This is a genomic window from Pedobacter mendelii, assembly GCF_014635725.1.
Lineage (GTDB): Bacteria > Bacteroidota > Bacteroidia > Sphingobacteriales > Sphingobacteriaceae > Pedobacter > Pedobacter mendelii.
Genome location: NZ_BMDJ01000003.1, coordinates 415,013 through 432,063 on the forward strand (window position 1 = coordinate 415,013; position 17,051 = coordinate 432,063).

A 17,051-nucleotide genomic window follows, 5' to 3' on the forward strand; every position below is an offset into this window, starting at 1 on the left:
CTGAATTCATTTCAGCATCTTAATAAAAAAAACCTCATCCTATGAAAGCAAGAAGTTATTGTGGTTTTTATGCATTCCCTCTCCAGAAAAGAGGAGAATCAAGTTTTGTGGTTTGAACCGGGGTTAAAAGCATTATTCCATAAATCCCGCTCTTCAAGGAGAGGGAGAGCAATAATTTGCCAAAGCAGAAACGTTAATAGGCTGAGGCTTTATCCCAAAACCGCCAAACTTTCTTCAATTATCTTAATTTTAGCTTCAGCGTCTGCTTTTTTATTACGCTCGTTTGCAATAATTTCAGGTTTTGCATTTTGTACAAAACGCTCGTTGCTCAACTTAGTATCAACTGATTTTAAGAAACCTTGCAAGTAAACCAAGTCGGCATTTAGACGGATGCGTTCCGCATCAACATCAATGTTTTCGGTTAAAGGAATAAAAAATTCATCCTTACCAGCCATGAAAGCCGTTGCGCCAGTAATTTTATCATTTACAATTTCCGCTTCGGCAACATTAGCCAATTTGAAAATGATGTTTAACCATTTTTCATAATTGATATCAGAGTTTACCTTCACACTTAAAGGCAAGGTCTCTTTTGGTGAAATTTGTTTCTGATTTCGAACGTTTCTAATTTCAGCGATTACGGTTTTGATAACCTCTGCATCTTTTAGTAGCTTTTCATCAATTGCACCACCTTTCGGGAATTCGGCAACGATGCAGCAATCCATTTCACCACGTTCAGTAAATAAATCATCATGCCATAATTCTTCGGTTAAGAAAGGCATGTTCGGATGCAATAATTTAATAATATTTTCGAAAAATCCGATTGTGGCTTGATAACTTTCAGCATCAATTGGTTGCTGGTAAGCAGGTTTAACCATTTCTAAATACCAGGCGCAGAAATCATCCCAAACCAGTTTGTATGTAGTCATTAAAGCCTCCGATAAACGATATTGTTTAAAATTGGCTTCAATTTCTACCAATGCTTCATTAAAACGATTCTCAAACCACAGAATTGCTTGGGCATTCGGGTTTTCTAAGCTTTCGTCAACTTCCCAACCTTTTACCAAACGGAAAGCATTCCATATTTTTGAGGCAAAGTTCCGTCCTTGTTCGCAGTAACTTTCATCGAACATTAAATCGTTACCAGCTGGTGATGACATCAACATTCCTACACGAACGGCATCGGCTCCGTATTTTTCAATCAGCCCGATTGGGTCGGGAGAATTACCTAACGATTTAGACATTTTACGACCTAATTTATCGCGAACAATACCTGTTAAGTACACATTTGTAAATGGTTTTTTGCCCATAAACTCATGTCCGGCCATAATCATTCTTGCCACCCAAAAGAATAAAATCTCTGGTGCGGTAACCAAATCATTGGTTGGATAGTAATAGTTAATATCTTTATTATCTGGATTTTTAAAACCATCGAAAACCGAAATCGGCCACAGCCATGATGAAAACCATGTATCCATTACATCTTCATCTTGCCTTACAAAAGGTTCTAACTGATGTTTGAATCCAGATTTTTCACTTTCGTTAGCGCTTGTATCCAAATGTTTTTTCTTCCAAAATTCTTCTAAAGCCTCATCTTTAGTTTTAGCAACCACCCAGTTTCCTTTATCATCGTACCATGCTGGAATTTGTTGTCCCCACCAAAGTTGGCGAGAGATATTCCAATCGCGAACATTTTCCATCCAATGGCGATATGTATTTTCAAACTTATTCGGAATCAGTTTTACATCGCCATTCAAAACATCATCCAAAGCAGGTTGCGCCATTTCTTTCATCTTTACAAACCACTGCATAGAAAGTTTTGGCTCAATAGGTGCGTCGGTACGTTCTGAAAAACCAACCTGCGATTTATAATCTTCAACCTTATCTAAATGGCCGGCCTCTTCCAACATTTTGGCAATCTTTTTACGGGCCACAAATCTATCTTCGCCCACTAAAATAACCGCTAATTCATTTAAAGTACCATCGTCATTTAAAATATCTGTAACCGGTAAGTTGTGCTTAACACCCAACTCATAATCGTTCAAATCATGCGCTGGTGTAACTTTTAAACAGCCTGTACCAAATTCAATATCAACATATTCATCCTCAATAACCGGAATTTCATGATTAACCAACGGAACGAAAACTTTTTTGCCTCTCAAATGCGTAAAACGCTCATCATTTGGGTTAATACAAATTGCAGCATCAGCCATAATCGTTTCCGGACGAGTTGTTGCAACCGTTATAAATTCCGGTTCGTCGTGATTCTCGTTACTCGATACTTGATACTTAATATAGTACAATTTTTGATTTACTTCCTTACGGATAACTTCCTCATCAGAAACAGCCGTTTTACCAGCCGGATCCCAATTTACCATCCGGATGCCACGGTAAATCCAACCTTTTTTATATAAGTGAATAAACGAATCGATAACCGCCTCAGAAAGGTCTTCCTCCATCGTGAAACGTGTACGGTCCCAATCGCAACTCGCACCCAATTTCTTAAGTTGCTCTAAAATAATACCACCATATTTCTCTTTCCATTCCCAGGCATATTTCAGAAATTCTTCACGAGGAAGGTCCTTTTTATTAATACCTTGCTCTTTTAACATCGCCACAACTTTCGCCTCCGTAGCGATGGATGCATGGTCGGTTCCGGGAACCCAGCAAGCATTTTTGCCCTGCATACGGGCTTTGCGAATCAAAACATCCTGAATCGTATTGTTCAGCATGTGCCCCATGTGCAAAACTCCAGTAACATTTGGCGGCGGAATAACAATGGTATAAGGCTCGCGCTCATCAGGTTCTGAGTGAAAAAACTTTTTCGATAGCCAATAGCTATACCATTTATCTTCTGTTTCTGCCGGATTGTATTTAGTGGAAATGCTCATGAAAAATTATTCAATATCAATTTGAGTGGCAAAAATACGTTTTTAAGGGCAAAATCTAAAGTAGAAATCTCTTGAAAAGCAAGAGCAGCATTTCATTTTAATGTTAGTCGGGCTGTGCTGAAAAATCATGAGCAAAGAATAAAGACCAAATGCAAAATGGAACTAATTTTTTTTTGAAAAGCAAGAACAGCATTTCATTTTAATGGTAGTCCGGCTTTACGTTTCAATCTTTTTGTTTTTGGCAGTCTGTACTTGTCGAAGACCTGCAACAAAAAGGATTTTCACTGCAATCCGGTTTAAAGAAAGAGGCTTGTACTAAAAACCAATTAAGTTTATTAAATTGATATATGAAAACATTCGATTGGCACTCTGAGTCTTTAACAGATGAAACTATAATTACAAAAAATTATAAAAACACTCAAAACGTAAGGCGTTATTTTCAATCTTATTTTGGAGCAGATTGGAAAAATAATAGAACTTTTATGGCTTGGCTCAAAGAGAATCAAGGTAAAACTTTAAAAAATGCAGTAGATGAATTTAGTAAGAATCACCAATAATTTTTAGATATTTATTCTAGACCTTTCCTCATGCTGAATTTATTTCAGCATCTTTTTTCCTGTAAAGATCCTGAAATAAATTCAGGGTGACGAGCGTCTTATATTATGGTTAATCCAAATCTGCAAAGACATCGTCCAAAGCCAACTCAAAGCCTGGCAAAACCGTTGAAGTAATTTTTTCGCTCAGCGTGAATATTTTCGATGGCTGGAATTTACCAAAATCATTTAAAGTGTAGATTAAAATACTTTGGTCGCCTTGGCTAACCACCCAATATTCTTTAACACCAAACTCTTCGTAAACCTTATATTTATTCAGTAACTCCATTTTGGTATTTCCCGGAGAGAGTATTTCTACCACAATATCCGGAGCGCCAATACAACCACGATAATCTAGTTTGCTTTTATCGCAAACGACACAAATATCTGGCTGAAGAACTGTAAACACAGCTGCATCTTCCTTACTTTCTTTTGGAAAACGAACGTCAAACGGTGCAGAATAAACCTTGAAAAGCTTACCGTCTAAAAAATTTAAAAATGGTTTTAACAAATTCATTGCTATCTCTTGATGCACTCTAGAGGGAGCAGGACTCATCTTAAAGATTTTCCCTTTAATAAGCTCTACTCGCTCTTCAAAAAGCCAGTTTAAATAATTTGCATAGCTATAAGTTAACGACGCATCAATGTCGTTAAATTGCATAACAGGCTCGTCATGTAATTGTGCATATGGAATTGGCTCGCTCATAATCAAATATACTAAAATTTAGTATTCTAAAACCTCATTTTCTGAATTCTAACTGCATTTAAAATGGCCAACAATGCCACACCAACATCGGCAAAAACAGCCTCCCACATGGTAGCCAAACCACCTGCACCCAAAATTAAAACCAATGCTTTCACTGTAAAGGCTAATACCATATTCTGAATCACCACATTTTTTGTTGCCTTACCAATTTTAATTGCCGTTACAATTTTCGAGGGTTGGTCAGTTTGAATAACTACATCTGCAGTTTCAATGGCGGCGTCACTGCCCATTGCGCCCATCGCCATACCAATATCACTAATGGCTAAAACAGGCGTATCATTTATGCCATCACCAACAAAAGCCACAACCTTGGTTTTGTCCTTTTTAATTTCTTCGAGTTTGGCAACTTTATCCTCCGGCAGTAAATCGCCGAAATAAGAATCGATACCTAAAACGCCGGCAACTTTTTTAACAATGGAAATTTTATCACCACTCAACATTACCACTTGTTTAACACCATTGGCATGAAGTTGTTTAATCGCCTCCGCTGCATCTTCTTTAATTTCATCGGCGATTAACACGTAACCGGCATATTTTCCATCTACTGCAACAACTACAATGCTTTCTTCTATTTCCTTAATTTTTAAATCGAAATCAATTTTAAATTTCTCTAAAAGCTTTACATTTCCTGCAAGAATTTCTTTGCTATTTACAGTTCCTTTCAAACCCATTCCAGCAATTTCTTCAATATTTTCTGCAGGATGAATGTCTTTGTAGCCAACATATTCTACAATGGCTTTTGCGATTGGATGTGTCGATTTTGCCTCAATAGAAGTTAAGAAATTCAGGAAATCTTTTTCATCGATATTACTTTCCAATTTCTGAACATTGAAAACACCTTTAGTCAGCGTTCCCGTTTTGTCCATTACAACCATATTAAGTTTTGTAATTAAATCTAAAAAGTTAGAGCCTTTAAATAGAATTCCATTTGCTGATGCGGCACCAATTCCGCCAAAATAACCTAGTGGGATGGAAATAACCAAAGCACAAGGGCAGGAAATGACCAGAAAAACCAAAGACCGATACAACCAGGTTTGAAAATGATAATCGTTGCCTAAAATTAAAATAGGAATAGTAACTAAAGCCAAAGCTAAAAAAAACACAATTGGTGTGTAAATCTTCGCGAACTTTCTAATAAATAATTCAGTTTTGGCCTTACGTGTTGTAGCATTCTGCACCATTTCTAAAATACGGGCCAAAGCACTATCAGCATAAGCTTTGGTTACTTTTACTTCAATTACCTTATCAATGTTAAGCATTCCAGCTAAAACATTTTCTCCTTTGCTAATGGTTTTAGGCTTGCTTTCGCCTGTTAAAGCGGCCGTATTAAAACTGCTTTTTTCGGAAAGCATTTCTCCATCCAAGGGAATTTTCTCTCCTGCTTTTATTTGAATGGTTTCACCAATTTCTACGATTTCGGGTTTTACAGTTTCGTATTTTCCATTTCTTAAAACGTTGGCAATATCTGCCCTAACATCAAGCAAAGCAGAAATATTTCTTTTGGCCCGATTTACCGCAGCCATTTGAAAAAGCTCGCCGATGGTGTAAAATAGCATCACCGTTACGCCTTCAGGATATTCGCCGATTGCGAAAGCACCAATCGTAGCGATAGACATTAACGAAAATTCGGTAAAGAAATCTTTAGCTTTAAAAGTTTCCCAAACCTCTCTTAAAACCGGAACGCCAACCGGCAAATATGCTAAAATGTACCAATACGGCCTGATGATTTTAAAGGCCTCAACCTTGAAAAAATTATCTAAAGCAATACCAATCAGCAACATAGCAAGCGTAACTACAGCAGGCAAATAGGTTTTAAATGATGATGGGTCGCCGCCATGGTCATGCTCTTCGCCCTCCACGTGTACATGTTTATGTTCGGAATGTGGCTTGCTGCAACAGCTATCTTCGTTATTATGGGTATGACTCATTGCAATTTTTTAAAACCATTTTTTTTTGAAAAGCAAAAACAGTAGCATTTAGGTGCCTTTGTTCCCGCCATCTCTACAAATCCTCAGCCAAAAAAAAATTGGCTTGCGGGTTTTTCGCTTTGTCGGGTTTAGGTGGCGCATATAGTAGCACCAAACTAAGTTAGTTAAACCCAATTGCCGTGAAAACCAAAAGCTTCTTTTGCTTTTGTTGTAGCGTGAGCAGGACTGCAAATTCCTATGAATTACTGAACGTTCTTTTTCAAATCTTGTAAAGAGAAACATGCATTTCTTCAAAAAAGATGCTTTATCCCAAATCATTCTAAATAATGAAATTTATTACATCTACACAATAAATTATGTTAAAAAATGTTAATAGTGTATAAAGATTAAAAAATCATGAAATCTCTAAAATTCCATTTCTCTCCTACCGATTTTATTAGGCGTTTGGGTTTAGCTAAAATTTACTATTGGTTTAATAGGTAATATTTCTATTATATTGTATTCGTTTTAGTTTGTATTTGCTAAATTTCGCTTTATTATACTAACTTATTAAGCGAATGAAATACCAAAATTTGAAAAGATATTTTGCGGCACTTGGAATAGTTGCGGCTTGCTTTTCTGCAAATGCACAAACCATCAAAAAGTTTATCGACCCTGCCAACATGGATTTATCTGTTAAACCTGGCGATGATTTTTATACCTACGCAAGCGGAAACTGGATAAAAAACAATCCAGTACCTGCTAAAGAAACACGCTGGGGTTCTTTTAACGAACTTCGCGATTTCAACATTAATGCTGTTAAAACATTAGTAGAAGATGCTGCCGCTGATAAATCTGCACCTGTAGGTTCGGTCAAACGTAGGGTTGGCGATTTCTTTGCTGCCGCGATGGACACTGTTACTATCGAAAAATTAGGCTACACACCAATTAAAGCCGATTTAGAAAAAATTAAACAAATAAAAGATATTCAAGGCGTTTTAGACCAAGTTGCATACATGCGTGTGAATGGCTTAGGTGGCGCTATGTTTAGTGTTGGTGTTGGGCAAGACCGTAAAAACGTTAATAAATACATGGTTAACATTGGTCAGGGTGGCACAACTTTGCCAGACCGTGATTACTATTTAAAAGATGATACGAGAAGTGTTAAAATCCGCGAGGCTTATAACACTTACCTGACAACGCTTTTCAGCCTAGTAGGAAATACCCCTGAAATTGCAAAACAAAAAGCAGAAACCGTTTTTAAAATAGAAAAGCAATTTGCCGAGGCCCAAATGAGCCGTTTAGAAATGCGTGACCCTTATGCAACTTACAACAAACTTACCGTTGCAGATCTGAACAAAAAAACACCAGACATTAACTGGTCTACTTTTTTACCAAAATTTCAGATTAAAGGACAGGATACTGTTTTAGTTGCATCTCCAAAATTTTTGGCTAGTGTAGATGGCATGCTAAAATCGGTTTCTGTAGCAGATTGGAAAACTTATTTGGAATGGAATGTTTTAAAAGGTTCGGCTGGAAGTTTAAGCTCTCCATTCGTAAAAGCAAGTTTTGCATTTACCCAAGCGCAAACCGGGCAAAAAGTGCAAACACCTCGTTGGCAACGCATGTCATCTTTAACAGATGGCACAATTGGCGAGTTATTAGGTCAGCTTTATGTTGCTAAATATTTTAAGCCTGAGGCTAAAGCCCGCATGGATGCCATGATTGTAAACTTACGCAAAGCTTTCGAAATCAGAATTAAAGGTTTAGAGTGGATGAGCGAGGCAACTAAGCAAAAAGCTTTAGAAAAACTAGCTGCTTTTAAACCAAAAGTTGGTTATACTACCAAATGGGAAACTTACACAGGCTTAGATATTAACAGAAATACTTATTTTCAAAACTTGCGTAATGCAAGTAAATGGGGTTACAATGAAAACGTTAATAGATTAGGAAAACCAGTTGACCGTAACCGTTTTGGTATGACTCCGCCAACGGTTAATGCGTCTTATAGCCCAACCATGAATGAGATTACTTTCCCTGCCGGAATTTTACAATTTCCTTTCTTCGACCCAAATGCTGATGATGCTTTGAATTATGGTGGTATTGGTGCCGTTATTGGTCACGAAATGAGCCATGGCTTCGATGATAGCGGAAGTCAATATGATGCAGTGGGTAATTTAAAAAACTGGTGGACTGCTGAAGACAAAGCTAAGTTTGATGCTAAAACAAAAGCTTTGGGCGAGCAATTTGATGCTTATACTGTTTTAGATACCGTACATGTAATTGGAAAATTAACTATGGGCGAAAACATTGGCGATTTGGGTGGTCTAAACGCTGCTTATACCGCCTTCAAAATGACTAAACAAGGTCAAAGCAATGAAAAAATTGATGGCTTTACGCCAGACCAACGTTTCTTCTTAGCTTGGGCACAAGTTTGGAGAGGCAATATTTTACCGGAAAGTGCTGCGCAGTTAATTAAAACCGACCCACATTCTCCTGGTCCGTACCGCACAATTGGTGCCCCGGTAAATATGGATGTATGGTATACCGCTTTCGATGTAAAGCCTGGCGATAAATTATATAAAAAACCAGAAGATAGAATTAGAATGTGGTAGTTTTAACCTAAAAGACTTAATTTGGTACTTAAGATTTTTTTATTGAAACCATAAAGATTTTCATCCCAGAGAGGAATATCAAACCTATAATGCAAGCGCTCCTGAGAAATCAGAAGCGTTTTGTTTTTGGCCAAATCCTCCGTTTAAAATTAATCTAACTCCTTTAAACTATTCTTATTTATCATTCTATCTTTGAAAAAACATTAGCGTCTATATTATGAAAAGTATATATAAAATACTCATTATTCTCTGCCTAACCTCATTTTCTTCGGTAATTTTTGCACAAGATAACTTAATCAGTCTTGAAGCATTGATTAATAAAACCGACCCGGCATGGCCGCTTGTTAAAAAATGGATTGACTCTGCAAAAAATAAAGTTGAGGTTTTACCAGTTGATTCTGCAAGGGCCAAAGAGACTTTACATAATGCTCAGGTTTCCACATACGCTACATTGGGTTCGGTAATTTACAATACTGGTGGCATTATGGTTGATAACGGGTGGATTAGAATTTTAGGTTCTGGTAGTGAACGATTGAACAGAAACGTTGCTGAATGGAACAAAGGCAAAACCATTAAAGAATATGGCGATAAAATCCCTTATTTATTAATTGCCGATGATGCCATTGGTGGATTTTTTGCCATAAACTATGGAGGCCTTGGTAAAGATATTAAAAACGTATACTATCTTGAGCCAAACAGTTTAACCTGGCAACCTCTTGGTGCAGGTTACGGTGAATTTCTTGTTTTCTGCTTTGATAGCGACCTTTCTAAATTTTATAAAGGCTTACGTTGGGACAGCTGGAATCAGTTTATTGGAAATTTAGATGGTACAAAAACTTACAGCTTTCGCCCTTATTTGTGGGAAGAGGGAACCAATATTGATAAGTGTACCAGAAAACTTGTTGGCATTGAAGAGATGTACCGTTTCAACATCATGAAATCGAAAGAGTTAAATGGTGATAAGGGTATTAAAAAAGATGAGGTAAAGCAATAAAAAAATAGTTGCAGACTATAAGAGCCTGTTTAAAATTTATCTAATAATTTGTTTATGCTTCTTTTCGGCTGCAACATCGTTAAATATTTCGAGATGGGCTGGCTATCTCTGTAACATTTGCCTTGTTTCGCTCAAAAAATAAGCGATAAACATTTTCACAACATAAATTCAAACAGGCTCTAAATTATTTTCTACATACTTTCCTGTATTTTCTTAGGTAATTTTGCTATAACCATAGCTCTGGAAATAGCAATCCGGCTTTTCAATTCCTCATCATTTAATACATCTAAGTTTTCAACCTGAATCCATTGGCGTTTTGCAAAATGATAAGCTTGTGCAATTCCATCTCTTGCGGTCAATGCATCAAAATCATCACGATTACATTTTATGGAAAACCTGCTTCCCTCATCAATGGCTATGATAACATAAATTTTTTCTTCAACCATAAAACAAAGGTGTTCCCACTTCATGCCTTCTGTTGTACCGGGCAGGCTTAAACAATACTCTCTAAATGATTCGATATCCATAATAAGCTAAAAGACTAAAGATAAAAGCTTAAAGCGAAAGGACCAAGACGAAAAATACTAAGGCAATATGCAGGTCTTGATACCTGATACTCGCTACTTGATACTATATTTGCAGTCTTATCTTGGAAATCTTATAATCCTTTAATCCTAGTCATGAATATAATTACTCCAACTGCAGATGGTTCTAACACGCTTTATAACGAAACCATTGGTGAGCATTATCACAGCAAACATGGTGCTTTACAAGAAAGTAAACATGTGTTTATAGAGGCTGGGTTGAAATTCTCATCTGAAGGAAAATCAGAAATTTCTATTTTGGAAGTCGGTTTTGGAACTGGCTTGAATTTTATTTTAAGCTTCGACTACTGTTCTCAAAACGACATCCACCTGGATTACACCAGCATCGAGGCTTTTCCACTTACTAAGAATGTAATTAATCAAACGGGTTATGCTGAATACGTATCTCCTCAAATTTGGGCTGATTTTATTTCGAGTTACGATGAAAGTTTAAAATCTCAGCAAACTTTATCTACATTTTGTGAATTGGAAATACGGCATACAACTTTATCGGAATTCTATACTAAAAAAAGATTTGACCTAATTTATTACGATGCTTTCTCCGTGCAACACCAACCAGAAATGTGGAGTGATGAGATTATTGCTCATACATGTAGTTTTTTAAAACCAGGCGGAACTTTTGTTACTTACGCCATTACAGGAAAACTTAAACGTGCAATTAAAGCAAATGATTTAAGAATTGAAAAATTACCCGGTGCTCCTGGAAAAAGAGAAATGTTGAGAGCTGTTAAGGGTATATAAAATGTGTAACAGACATTTGCGTAGGAAAACTTAAATAGTAGCAACAACGGAATTTTATAGACCTGGGTGGAGTGGCACCTTTTAATGTTATTTAGAGCTTGTCGAAAGATAGATAAAAGTACAGCGTAACACGGGAATAAATTAAAATGGAATGCCAGATTGCTTTTCAAATTTTTATATAGAAAGGATTTCATTTCTGACACAATTCCGACCCCATTTAAAAACTACAGCTTTACTTCTTTGTTACCATAATGTTAACATTGCATATCATGGAAAAAAGAATTTTAGGAAAAACAGATTTAAATATTGCGCCGATTGTTTTTGGAGGAAACGTTTTCGGCTGGACTATAGATGAACAGAAATCTCTTCAGATATTAGATAATTTTGTGGACAGCGGCTTTAATTTTATTGATACCGCCGATGTTTATTCACGTTGGAAATCAGGAAATAAGGGTGGCGAATCGGAAACCATTATTGGTAATTGGCTAAAAAAACATGGTAAACGCCATGATGTAATTATCTCAACCAAGGTAGGTGCTGATATGGGGCAGGGAAAGTCATTAAAAAAAGATTACATCATCAACCAAGTTGAACATTCACTATCTCGATTACAAACCGATTATATCGATTTATATTTTTCACATTTTGATGACGTGACGACAACCGTTGAAGAAACTTTATCAGCATACGAAACCTTAATCAGAGCAGGCAAAATTCGTTGGATTGGTGCGTCAAACTTTTCGGCAGATAGATTAAAACAATCGTTACTTGCCTCTGCCACAAATGATTTGCCAAAATATCAGGTTTATCAACCTGGCTACAATTTATTCGATAGAGCAGAATTTGAAAGAGACCATGAAAAAATTTGCCTGGAGCAAGATTTAGGCGTAATTACCTATTATTCTTTAGCCAGCGGTTTTTTAACAGGAAAGTACCGCAGTGAAGATGATTTAAAGAAAAGCCAGCGTGGTGGTGGTGTAAAAAAATTCTTAAATGACAGGGGCTATCAGATTCTTGATGCTTTAGACAAAGTTGCAGATAAACACCATGTTGAGCCAGCATCAGTGGCTTTGGCATGGCTTATCTACCATCCTTCCATTACTGCACCTATTGCAAGTGTTACCGATTTAAATCAGTTAAAATCTTTCACCGAAGCCGCTGATTTGAAACTGATGCCAGAAGATATTTCAATTTTAGATAAAGCCAGTATCTATTAAGAAATAATCACTTATATTTAAATGCTCGATTAACGAAACAATTAATCGGGCATTTTGTATTTAACAGGATTTAAAAATATCTATGAAAGACAAACTATCTTTTCTGCCAAAACTGGCGCTTGTTTTATTTTGCTTAATAAGTTTAACCTATATCGCCATTTTAGGCCAAACGCTTTTGGCACCACTACTCTTTTCTTTCTTAATGGCCATTCTATTATTACCAGTGGGTAATTTTTTAGAGCAAAGATTTAAGTTCAAAAGAAGTTTATCAACTATTGTTTCTGTAATATTAATGATTGCCTTAATCAGCGGGATTATATATTTTTTTGGTAATCAACTAAGTGACTTATGGGCTGATTGGCCTTTGTTAAAAGAAAAAGCTAATGTTTCCTTTCATGATTTGCAACACTGGATTTCGACAACATTTCACGTAAATACAGAAAAACAACTTGCTTATTTAAACGATAGTACCGAAAAAGCATTGGCAACCAGTGCAACAATTGTTGCTACAACTTTGGCTACTCTTTCTTCTACATTATTATTTTTAGCTTTTACCTTGTTATTTACTTTCTTTATATTAAATTATCGCAGGGTTTTATTTACTTTTTTAACCGCTGTTTTTAAAGAAGAGCATAAAGAAAAGGTTACCGAGATTGTATCTCAAATTCAATACATTATTAAGAAATATATTATTGGCTTATTTCTACAGATGCTCATTGTAACCATTTTAATGATTGCAATTTTAAGTTTATTAGGTGTTAAATATGCAGTGTTATTAGGCCTGGTTGCTGGTATTTTTAATGTTGTTCCTTATTTGGGCATATTTTTCGCCCTGGTTGTAAGTTGTTTAATCACTTTTGCGACTGCTGGCGCTGGAAAAGTTTTACTGGTTTTAATTGCATTTATTGGCGTACATGCACTTGACGGTAATATTTTAATGCCGTTGGTTGTAGGTTCAAAAGTAAAAATTAATGCATTATTTGCTTTCATAGGTATTGTGGTTGGTGAAATGATTTGGGGTATTTCGGGCATGTTTTTATGTATTCCCTATTTAGCTATGCTAAAAATTATATTCGATAGAGTTGACAACTTAAAACCTTGGGGAATTTTAATGGGCGAAGAACATAAACCTGATAAAAAGAAACGTGTTTACCGCATCACAAAGAAGATTAAATTAGAAGAAAAAGATTAAGCATATCTGAAAACAAATCGACTCATATTTTAACTATATCTGTCAACCTACTATTTATCTTTTCGATTTTTCTTAATCGATGATGTTTGGTAATTTAGCGGTTCGATAAATTATAAATCATGCCGAATAATCCGATTCCTGTCATTGCAACTAATCCTGCTGATGCCTTTAACAGACTTTTAACCGTTCTTGATACACTTCGTACACAATGTCCGTGGGATAAAAAGCAAACCATGGAAACTTTGCGCCATTTAACCATTGAGGAAACTTACGAATTAAGTGATGCAATTTTGGAAGGCGATTTGGACGAAATTAAAAAAGAATTGGGCGATGTTATGATGCACCTGGTTTTTTATTCAAGAATTGCATCAGAAACGAACGCTTTTGATATTACTGATGTTTTGAATGGCGTTTGCGATAAACTGGTTAACCGCCATCCACATATTTACAGTGATATTGAAGTAGAAAATGAAGAAGATGTGAAACGCAATTGGGAACAGATTAAATTAAAAGAAGGAAATAAATCTGTTTTGGCTGGTGTTCCAACTTCTTTACCAGCTTTGGTTAAAGCCTCAAGAATTCAGGAAAAAGCTCGTGGCGTAGGATTCGATTGGGAAGATAAAAACCAGGTTTGGGAAAAAGTTGAGGAAGAACTTCAGGAATTTAAAGCTGAATTTAATGTAGCAGATAATACAGCGATAGACATAGAAAAAGCTGAGTCTGAATTTGGCGATGTACTTTTCTCGTTAATCAATTACGCTAGATTCATCAACATTAATCCAGAAAATGCTTTGGAGAAGACTAATAGGAAATTCATAAAACGTTTTCAATATTTGGAGAACAAGGCAAAAGAAAATGGAAAAGCTTTGGCAGATATGACACTTGCTGAAATGGATATTTATTGGAACGAGGCGAAGAAATTGTAAAAATGTATTTAGAAAATAGCGATAATCAAATCCCTAAAAACTTAATCAACATTATTACTTTTAATGTTAGGGCAACAAGAACTATTGGTGATGAGGGTATTATTCCCTGGGTGAATATTGGACGTGGAAACGAAGAAATTTTGAATTTAATTGATGCTGATAAAATTATTATTACGGAAAGTGAAATTACCATTTCAATAGAATATCCGTTAGAAGAGCCAGTTTCTTTTGTTTTAAATTCGGATGCTGGTTTTACCAGAAAACAACTTTTAATTGAGATTAGAGAAAAATATTTAGCGCTTTCTAAAGCGAAACATTTCGACGTAAATACTTTAGATTTAATATCTTTAGATGTTTATAAAACGGATACTGGCCAAATAGAACTTATTTTAGAGTTGGATATTTAATAAAAAATCCCATCAACATAATACCATTTTCCATCTTCCAACCTGAAATTAGATTTTTCGTGCAGTACTTCGGTTTGAAACTTTTTATTGAGGTAATAAGCTTTAAACTCTACAATATCATAATCCGAAGAAACAATTTCCAGTTTAACCCATTTTGTATTTTTGGCACTTTTTAAATAAGCATCTTTAGAATTGCCTTTTCTTTTGCTTGAATGTGTTGTTTCAAATAAATAATCACCATCAGCTATTACAAAAGCAGAATACCTCGAACGCATTAAGGCTTCCGATGTTGGTGCATTTCTTAGTCTCTGATGATAAGGCTGACAGCAATTTCCATATGACAAGCCACTTCCGCAAGTACAATTCATATTATTGATTAACTTCTTTTAAGTAATAAGAACTATTCATTTTCTTATTGGGTTCAAAATTATCATAAATCATTTTAACACCATCAATAAATCTGTACTTATGCTCTAAAGTTGCTTTTAATCCATTAATTAAAGTACATTCTTTTTCGCTGAAATAGAAGTTATTCTGACTAAAAAACTCCATAATGATGTTAAATCTTCGTCTGTCGCTGTCATCTGTATCAACCAATAATTGCAGTTCGGCTATCTTTTTGAGGATGTTTGAATGCAATACCTGAGGTTTTAATTCCGGAATAAGATTGATCATCCCATCTTCAGAAATAACCACCAGAACAATTCCCGTCTTTTTTTCCATAAACTCATAATATCTAACGGCTGAGTTAAATCTTGCCCCTCTGGATGAATCACCATAAGAACTGGCTATTCCATCTAAAATTACACCAATCCCATAACATAAACAATTGGTATCCAGCAATACAGCACCATCAATCGAAGTTACCTGCTGCATTAAACCTCTGTTTAACACAACAGGTTTAACTTTGAAAGATTGCTCGCTTAGTCTTTCCGCCTCTTCTTTCGCGGCATTAGAAATAACCAGAATTGTTCCATGTTTTTGCTTTGTTGCTTCAATGGTAATTTCCCATAACTTATTCAGTTGCTCGCGTACTATATCTTTAAAAACCCTGTTTAAGGTAGAGTAAAATTTCTCTTTATTAATTTGTTCACTATATAAGCTCGGCATCCTAAAAGCAACAGAAAGCATAATTTTATCATGATGCAGAACTTCCCAATGGAAATGTTTGGTAAAGTGAATTACAAATAACGATTCTTCAGTATGGTTGTATTTTCCCACAATTTTACCCAAGCCATATATAAATACCGAGTCAGAAATCAACAGGTTTTTATGATCTGCTAATTCTAAAAACTTCCTCACTTTTCTAAAATCCTTAATGTGAATGGGTTCTTCAAGGGCAAGCGTTAAAGTTATATTTTTATGGTTTTTACTCGCGATAATCATTTTCCCTAATCCTTCTTCTCCTTCATACTTTAATGATGAGATGGTATTGCAGGCATCATATAATACGTGCAGATTTTGTCCATTTTGTCCCGCAGCCGAAACCGTTACCATAAAATCATGCGCAGCAGAACTTACCAGTTCATCTCTGCTTTTGGATAAAATCTTAAATTCAGATAACGACTTTGCTTTCAACGCATTTGTACTGGCATTTAGATAGGTTTTAATAATACTTTCTATAAATGAGCGACTTATTTTTTGCGCTTTGGTAGCCGTTGAATAATCTTTCGTTAAAGTATAGTAAGTATTCATCACACTTCTATTCAGTTCTGTAACTACAAAAACCAAATAACCATTAATGTAAGCTGGGTTGGAAATAAAACTTTCTACAATTTTACTTTTAGGGTGTTTTCTTAAAATCCGCTGTATTTCTACCAAATAATTATTGGTCAGGTATGAAGAAATTTCTTTTTCAGAATCTTTCTTTACAGGATGAATAATTTTTAAGATAGATTGCAGGCTTAGGAAATTAGCCACACAATAATCGCAATCTTTGCACTCTAAATTAATAAAATGCTTATTCGTGTCATTATCTACACGAACACCAATCATAAAAACTTTAGGATATAATCGATCGTCTAAAGAATCAAATAGTTCTTCCGCGGCAAGCTGTAGCGATATCTGACAGTGTAACTGTTCATCCCAAATTAAATTATTGCAACCCATCATAGTTGTTTCCGAATTTAAATTAGGTACAGATTTCTACATGCTTGATACTTTTTAAGATTTTATTAATAGTGTTTAAATTTAGCTTTAA

At 35.5% G+C, this 17,051-nt stretch carries 14 protein-coding genes; 8 read left to right on the forward strand and 6 right to left on the reverse strand.

Annotated elements, in window-relative coordinates; translation table 11 throughout:
• Nucleotides 1-209: 209 nt before the first annotated feature.
• Entirely contained in the window at nt 210-2,888 is a 2,679-nt protein-coding gene (locus IEV50_RS07870) for a valine--tRNA ligase (protein WP_188412753.1), read from the reverse strand.
• 347 nt (nt 2,889-3,235) lie between these two features.
• Between IEV50_RS07870 and IEV50_RS07875 the strand changes: the two genes are divergently transcribed.
• Nucleotides 3,236-3,445, forward strand: a complete 210-nt coding sequence (locus IEV50_RS07875; RefSeq protein WP_188412755.1) for a DUF6434 domain-containing protein — start codon at nt 3,236-3,238, stop codon at nt 3,443-3,445.
• A 109-nt stretch (nt 3,446-3,554) separates the two neighbouring features.
• On the opposite strand, the gene IEV50_RS07880 is transcribed toward IEV50_RS07875, so the two are convergent.
• Nucleotides 3,555-4,187: a Uma2 family endonuclease gene (locus IEV50_RS07880; protein ID WP_188412757.1), complete on the reverse strand. Its 633-nt coding sequence runs from the start codon at nt 4,185-4,187 to the stop codon at nt 3,555-3,557.
• A gap of 26 nt (nt 4,188-4,213) precedes the next feature.
• Nucleotides 4,214-6,175 carry a heavy metal translocating P-type ATPase gene (locus IEV50_RS07885; protein WP_188412758.1) on the reverse strand — a complete coding sequence of 654 codons (1,962 nt, stop codon included), beginning with the start codon at nt 6,173-6,175 and terminating at the stop codon, nt 4,214-4,216.
• Nucleotides 6,176-6,732: 557 nt separating this feature from the next.
• On the opposite strand from IEV50_RS07885, the gene IEV50_RS07890 reads away from it, so the two are divergent.
• Complete coding sequence (locus IEV50_RS07890; protein ID WP_188412760.1) at nt 6,733-8,769, forward strand: M13 family metallopeptidase; 2,037 nt, start codon at nt 6,733-6,735, stop codon at nt 8,767-8,769.
• A 217-nt stretch (nt 8,770-8,986) separates the two neighbouring features.
• Nucleotides 8,987-9,763: a DUF2625 family protein gene (locus tag IEV50_RS07895; RefSeq protein ID WP_188412762.1), complete on the forward strand. Its 777-nt coding sequence runs from the start codon at nt 8,987-8,989 to the stop codon at nt 9,761-9,763.
• Nucleotides 9,764-9,954: 191 nt separating this feature from the next.
• Here the strand turns inward: IEV50_RS07895 and IEV50_RS07900 are convergent, their stop codons facing one another.
• The gene (locus IEV50_RS07900; RefSeq protein WP_188412764.1) at nt 9,955-10,290 is read right to left on the reverse strand and encodes an MmcQ/YjbR family DNA-binding protein; all 336 of its coding nucleotides are present in this window, start codon (nt 10,288-10,290) and stop codon (nt 9,955-9,957) included.
• Nucleotides 10,291-10,443: 153 nt separating this feature from the next.
• Here IEV50_RS07900 and mnmC2 point away from each other — a divergent pair, with 153 nt between their 5' ends.
• From mnmC2 to IEV50_RS07925, 5 genes are all read left to right on the forward strand, one after another.
• Entirely contained in the window at nt 10,444-11,109 is a 666-nt protein-coding gene (gene mnmC2, locus IEV50_RS07905; RefSeq protein ID WP_188412766.1) for a tRNA (5-methylaminomethyl-2-thiouridine)(34)-methyltransferase MnmC2, read from the forward strand.
• Between the two features lie 269 nt (nt 11,110-11,378).
• A complete protein-coding gene (locus IEV50_RS07910) occupies nt 11,379-12,326 on the forward strand; it encodes an aldo/keto reductase (RefSeq protein ID WP_188412768.1) in 948 nt (315 codons plus the stop codon).
• Between the two features lie 82 nt (nt 12,327-12,408).
• A complete protein-coding gene (locus tag IEV50_RS07915) occupies nt 12,409-13,518 on the forward strand; it encodes an AI-2E family transporter (protein ID WP_188412769.1) in 1,110 nt (369 codons plus the stop codon).
• A gap of 119 nt (nt 13,519-13,637) precedes the next feature.
• A complete protein-coding gene (gene mazG, locus IEV50_RS07920; protein WP_188412771.1) occupies nt 13,638-14,444 on the forward strand; it encodes a nucleoside triphosphate pyrophosphohydrolase in 807 nt (268 codons plus the stop codon).
• Between the two features lie 2 nt (nt 14,445-14,446).
• Nucleotides 14,447-14,851: a hypothetical protein gene (locus tag IEV50_RS07925; RefSeq protein ID WP_188412773.1), complete on the forward strand. Its 405-nt coding sequence runs from the start codon at nt 14,447-14,449 to the stop codon at nt 14,849-14,851.
• Here IEV50_RS07925 and IEV50_RS07930 read toward each other — a convergent pair.
• On the reverse strand, nt 14,848-15,219 hold the full coding sequence (locus IEV50_RS07930) for a YchJ family protein (RefSeq protein WP_188412775.1): 372 nt from the start codon (nt 15,217-15,219) through the stop codon (nt 14,848-14,850). The genes IEV50_RS07925 and IEV50_RS07930 overlap by 4 nt on opposite strands.
• Nucleotide 15,220: 1 nt before the next feature.
• On the reverse strand, nt 15,221-16,963 hold the full coding sequence (locus tag IEV50_RS07935) for a diadenylate cyclase (RefSeq protein ID WP_188412777.1): 1,743 nt from the start codon (nt 16,961-16,963) through the stop codon (nt 15,221-15,223).
• Nucleotides 16,964-17,051 lie beyond the last annotated feature (88 nt).